Origin of the sequence: Anaerotignum lactatifermentans DSM 14214 (assembly GCF_900142265.1) — a bacterium.
In the GTDB taxonomy this organism is placed as follows: Bacteria; Bacillota; Clostridia; order Lachnospirales; family Anaerotignaceae; genus Anaerotignum; species Anaerotignum lactatifermentans.
Map to the genome: position 1 here is coordinate 13,986 of NZ_FRAH01000065.1, position 6,003 is coordinate 19,988.

General features: G+C 43.6%; 4 protein-coding genes. All 4 read right to left on the reverse strand.

Annotated elements, in window-relative coordinates; all coding sequences use genetic code 11:
* The coding region (tnpA, locus tag BUB35_RS14380; RefSeq protein ID WP_143185465.1) for an IS200/IS605 family transposase at positions 1 to 175 on the reverse strand (175 nt) is incomplete at its 3' end.
* 228 nt (positions 176 to 403) lie between these two features.
* Positions 404 to 4,780: an S-layer homology domain-containing protein gene (locus tag BUB35_RS14385; protein ID WP_072852877.1), complete on the reverse strand. Its 4,377-nt coding sequence runs from the start codon at positions 4,778 to 4,780 to the stop codon at positions 404 to 406.
* A 109-nt stretch (positions 4,781 to 4,889) separates the two neighbouring features.
* Positions 4,890 to 5,171, reverse strand: a complete 282-nt coding sequence (locus tag BUB35_RS19305) for a hypothetical protein (RefSeq protein WP_143185464.1) — start codon at positions 5,169 to 5,171, stop codon at positions 4,890 to 4,892.
* Entirely contained in the window at positions 5,125 to 5,967 is an 843-nt protein-coding gene (locus BUB35_RS14390) for a tyrosine-type recombinase/integrase (protein ID WP_072852879.1), read from the reverse strand. The genes BUB35_RS19305 and BUB35_RS14390 overlap by 47 nt, the downstream gene beginning before the upstream one ends.
* Positions 5,968 to 6,003 lie beyond the last annotated feature (36 nt).

Genomic DNA, 6,003 nt, shown 5'->3' on the forward strand with positions numbered 1-6,003 from the left:
AACAACACTCCGCCTCTACAATATTTACACCTTTCCTTTCACATAATTCTCTTAATATCCTCCCAATATCTGCTTTTAACTTTTTATAAATCACCTGTCTGCGATATTTAGGTGCAAAAACAATATGATATTTGCATCTCCATTTGGAATGTGATAAACTTCTTATGTCATTCATTGACAAAACCTCCTGCTTCTATAATTTTGGTTGCCAGACCATTTTCATTATAACGCAGGAGGTTTCTTTCTTATACTAAAGTATTTTTACCTACCCCCAGTTGAACTGGGGGTTTTGTCATACCTGTTCGGCGTACAATAAAATAGCTGGAATCCTTTTTATCAAAAGAATTCCAGCTATCTTCATTTACTTACGGAGCGACTAGGCATGCCGCGCCGCTGTTTAAACTCAATTCAGTTTCAGATACTGTGCCCAGTCACGATCAGGCAGAACGTCTGTCCATGTTTCATAAACGCCGTCTTTGTCTTTTTCGTATTCATGGCTGCTGGTTGCTTCCTGGATTGCCAGATAGTACCATGCAGTTGTATCCATGTTATCAGGGAACACATTCATATCTTCATGCAGTGCATCTGCGCTTTCAGGCAGACGATTCAGCACGCGGTTGATCATTGTCACTGCTTCCGCACGAGTGATGTAACGGTCAGGACCAAAAGTGCCGTCGGGATAACCGCTGATCCAGCCTTTTTCAGCTGCACGATTGATCTGGTTTGCTGCCCAGTGACCTTCAATGTCGGTAAACAGGTTTTCACCGCTGTAGCCTTCACTGTCAAAACGTGCTGCAATGGCTGCAAATTCTGCACGAGTGATATACGCATTGGGATCAAAGTTGTTGTTATCTCTGCCGTATACGATATCCATATCATACATGGTGGATACAGCGACATTGAACCAATCATCTGTAAATACGTCGTTGAAAGGATTCTGATCTGTCAGATTCTTTTCTCTTACATCATCCTGCAGCAGACGGAAGAAGATGGATGCCACTTCTGCACGGGTGATATTGCGTTCTGGATGAACCAGACCATCGGAATAACCAACCACATAATCGAAGTGATCGTCACCGTTCAGTGCTTCTGGTGTTTCATCAGGCTTGTTGTTTGGTCTATGACTGCCGCCACCGGAACCACCATCATTGTCTTTCACAAAGACAGCTTTCAGTACAGCGCCATCAATCAAGCTTTCATCCATTTCATATTTGTCTACATCGCCCAGATTTTCTGTTTTGCCATTAATGGTAACTTCTACTTTGTCCAGTTTCCAGCCATCAGCTGCTTCCATTTCGAATTTCTGTTTTTCAACGCCAAAAGGAATTTCTACAACTTCTGTATCGTTTGCACCAACAGTCTGAACATCTTTTACAACGACATTACCTTTGCCTTCTACGATAACTGTCATCAGGTGTTCTGTTGTGCTGCCGCCGCCTTTGACTTCATAAGTCAGTTCAGGCACAGGGAATGTTTCCGGTTTGCCTGCTGTACCATTGGAATCCTTAGGTGTCAAAACGGCTTCCACGTTGGTTTCTACCTTATATTCGCCTTTTGCTTTCTGAGGATTTGTCAAATGTACATCGTAGGAGAACTGTGCAGGGGCAAAGTTTCCAACAGGCACATTGATGCTCCAAACAAAATGTTCTCGGGTTTCACCGTCTGCGTCTGCCACACCATCTGGATAATAAGTTACTACAAAATCGTAGTTACCATCTGCGATTTCACCCTTAAAGAAACCATAAGTAGTGCTTCCAGGGAATTCATCAGACTGGATCATTTCTTTATTCAGTTCTGCGCCACCAACAGTGATGGTCATATTTTCCAGATTTACAACGTCAAAGTTGTAGTCATTGCCCTTATTGTCTTTCCCCTGACCAATGATGTCGACAACCTGAGAGCCGGCATCCAGCAGGTAATAAATGTCATTCTGGATTGCATCAAAATCCAGAACTGCGCCATCATTCAGATAGTCTACAAAAGCTTTGCCCAAAGTATTTGCTGCGGAATTATCTGCAAACACAGCATAGCAGTGATAGTTTGCAGCTTCCAGTTCAGAATATACTTTGTCTGCTTCGTAAATTGCACGATCCAAGCAAAGGGCATGTGTCAAACTAGTTTCCCCTTGAGGTACATAAGGATCAGGAATATTTTCACCTGAAGGCGTTGAACCATATACATCGTAATCATGTGCATATGTATTTCCATCTTTTTCAACATTTTCATTTACTGCTGCATAATAAGTGTCCCAATCTCCGCCAGGAATTCCGTATTCACCGTCTACAAATCCATTTGCAACACACCAGCCGGAAGGAGAACCCCAAACACGACCGCCATCTGCATCCAGACCATTATAAATTGTCATCAGCGTTCCATTTTCCGCCAAGAACTGTCTGGTCAACCCATCTGTGATGACAATGACATATTTTCTGCTGTCTTCTACATCTTTGTCTGCTTCCAGCATTTTCTGTGCTTCCAAAAGACCTGCCTGCAAGTTGGTACCACTCTTGATTTTTCCATCTTTCAATCCGCTGTAAATCGCGCCGCCTTCTGCAATGGCTTCCTCTGTCAGTTCTGTCAGCTCACAAGAAACAACAGCTCTGCCTGCAAACTGTACCGCACCAACTTTGATAGATGCGCCTGTATCTTTCACACTTGCACCCAAATCCGCCAACATTGCCAGTGCCTCCGTTGTTACATCTTCTTCGCAGCTGGATTTATCCAGTACGAATACCACATCAGACACCAGTTCTTTTTCAGCGGAAGGCAGAGAAAGAGTTACTCTGGAGTTGAAATTGTTATCCAATTCTGTTGCGGTTTTGTCTTTGGAATGATCCCATGTGGGAGGTTCAGGAGGATCAACAGGGTCAACAGGATCGCCGTAAACCCATACAGCATAAACAGTTACATCTGTTTCCCCAACAGTCACTTTGTCCACTGTCGTAGGTTCACTGCCTTTTTCATAAATCACACCTTTTACAGTTTCATCGTTACTCCAGCCAGCAAATGTTACATATTTACCAGCGGCTTCTGCATGTGTAGGTGTTGTTGTGCTATCCAATGTAACTTCCGTATTTTTATTTACGGTTGCACTTGCAGGAGCTCCTGTGCCGCCATTTGCGTCATAGTTCAGCATAACTGTTCCTACAGGAGGTTCTTCCTTATAAGCCCATACGGCATAAACAGTTACATTTTCTTCTGCAATATCAATGGTTGTTACAGTTGCAGGCACGTTATCTTTTTCATACACCTGATTGATAACCGCTTCATCTGCACTCCAACCCTTGAATTCAACATCTCTGCCATCCACAGGTTCACGGGTAGGGGTTGTGTCTATGTTTAAAACATAATCCTCTGTATTTTTATTTACTGTCGCAGTTTCCGGAGCACCTGTACCGCCATTTGCGTCATAGGTCAGTGTAACGGTTTCTTCCACAGGTTCTTTTTTGGAAATTTCAATTTTCAGATAAGTATAAGGTATCAAACCAAACTTATCTTTCCCTTCGCTGACAGTTACCTGATAATCATCGTTTCCTGTCATGGGAATACTGATCTTTTCACTGGAACCAACCAATTTATCCTTCGCCAATACGATTTCAGAAATATCCCTTGCAGTTACACCTTTTGCATTGGTAGTGTACCAGAAATCGTTAATGGGTTCATATCCGCACAAACGATATCCATCTGTAAGATATTTCTCACTATAAAGACGTACCTGTTTGTTAAGGTTCAAACCTGGCAGGTTATTGAAGTCTGCTTCTGTTCCTTCATCCATATACACACGGATCGTACCATATACGGTATCCCAAAGATCTTTTTCGCCTGTATATGTCCAAATGCCAGTCAGTGTAACATCACCTGTAACTGTAAATTCTGTAACAATATTCTGGTCTTCATCATACCAGCCACTAAATTCGTAGTCCACTACAGGTTCGGGCACACTTTTTACTGTATAGGTTTCGCCTTCCTTCACAATATCCGCTTCTGGAGCCTGATAATCTGCGGGAATGTCACCTTGTACCACATAACTAACAATGCACTGGCCAGGATCTGGTTTTACTCTGAATGTCACATCAATGGTGTGAGGTGCAATGACATTTTCAAAGGTATATGTATAGGATTCTTCGTTTTTACCTTCCGCAATATCCTTGCCATCTACTGTAATGGTGTCAATGATATATCCGGTATCCGCTTTGATGTCAAATGCCTGACTTGTACCATATTCCACTTCTACAGGTTTGTCAGAACCGGAAATCGTGCCGTTTTCCCCAGCGGTTGCTGTGATGGTGGGGTTGAAATCCGCATAGATATTGTAGATAATCGGCTTTCCTGCCACTTCTCCATGTGTTGTCAGACGATTAACAGAAATGGTTGTATTCCCTTCTGTATAAGGATCACGCCAATTATCGCCTGAATTGGTAAAAGAATATCTTGTTCCAAACCACTCATCCTCACGGTTTCCTAAATCTTCACCATTTTGCAGCTGTTCATACCTCCAGGTATCAAATACCCACCCTTCATTTGTAGTGGCGGTGTATTCTCTGTAACCACTTCCTTGTGGGAAAGTAGTCTCAACTTTATTGATACCTGTCAGTTCAATATTACCAGCACCTTTTGTGGTAAATACATGAACTTGCGCATCGTTCACAAGGGCTCCAACCCCTGCTACCTCTTCGTAGCGTCCCTCTGGCTCCTTGGCCAATGCCATTGCCGGCAGCAAGCTGCACAGCATGACGAATGTCAACAGGAAGCTCAGCGTCTGCTTCACTTTGTTTCTCATTCTCTCACTCCTCCTTCATTTATGGTGCGGCAATGGTTCCGCACCCATACCCCGCATCTATGCGCAATACTTTTGCATAAACACTGTTCTGTCCAAGCAGATGACATGCTCAGACATGTTCTTTTCCTTTCTCTCCTCCTCTCTCTACGAAAACAAGCGTCCCTTTCGTGTATACAGAAGACAAAATCCCGTCTCCCGCGTTTTCCTGAGTCGCCTTCTGTTTCTTCTTGCCGATTGTCATCTTTGGTACTGGGTTCCCCTTTCTAACGAGAAAACCATTTATCAAGATAGGCGCTGCCAACCACACTGTTTGATAAAACTTGTCAGCAGTTCCTGATCTTACATCACTGACCAGAAGCAGACTTATCCTCCACAGATATGGGATCTTCATAGGTTTCCCAACCTGTCATCATTTCTTCTGCTTCCAAAAGCTTGTCATAATACTGCAGCAGCAGCATGGACACGTTGTCCTGCAGCTGTTTTTGTGTCTGTTCATAAAGCCGTAAAAGACATCTAGGATTTACCTTCTCCGGCGCCACATCTGCCATCTGACACAACTGCTTCATGGCTGCGTTGATGGTAATGCGATGAATGTTTGTTCCTCTTTGGGAGCGGAAAATGGCGCCATGTTCCATATTGCTGCGTTTGCAATAGTCCACCAATTCCCGCTGGAATGACCGTGGTATGACAACCTTTCTTTCCTGCCCATTGCCGCTGAAAATCCCGCTGCCTTTCTTTACGAAATCCACTGTCATTTGGGGCAGTTCCCAAATATGCAGACCTAATGTGCAAATGGACTTGATGATGAAATAAAGCTGCTCTTTTTTCTGCTGTTTTGCCGCCTGCAGCAAACGAATATACTCCCCACGCTGTAAAACGGTTTGTTCCGTATCTCCCAGCGGCATACAGGATACCTGCCAATTTCTTTCTCCCATAAAATGCAGATACTGATTCACCACTGCCAGCCTGCGGTTGATGGTACGCACTGCCAGCTTTCCTTCCTGCTGCATGGTGTTTTTCCATTGCTGCAAGGTGTTTTCCCGCAGCACATCCTCCGGCAAAAGTTCCTTTTGGAACTTCTGTAAAATCCGGCGATATTCCGCAATGGTTTCCGGTTTATTGCCAGATTTTATTTTTTCCTGCAAAAAGTCTTCAATTGTTTCCTCTGTAAACTTGATTTCTTCCATTTTTCTCACTCGTTATAACGAAATTCCCCTTCTGTC

Excerpts from the sequence above, each read along its gene's own strand:
- BUB35_RS14385 (WP_072852877.1), bottom strand. The coding sequence starts at position 4,780 with ATGAGAAACAAAGTGAAGCAGACGCTGAGCTTCCTGTTGACATTCGTC.
- BUB35_RS19305 (WP_143185464.1), bottom strand. The coding sequence starts at position 5,171 with ATGAAGATCCCATATCTGTGGAGGATAAGTCTGCTTCTGGTCAGTGAT.
- BUB35_RS14390 (WP_072852879.1), bottom strand. The coding sequence starts at position 5,967 with ATGGAAGAAATCAAGTTTACAGAGGAAACAATTGAAGACTTTTTGCAG.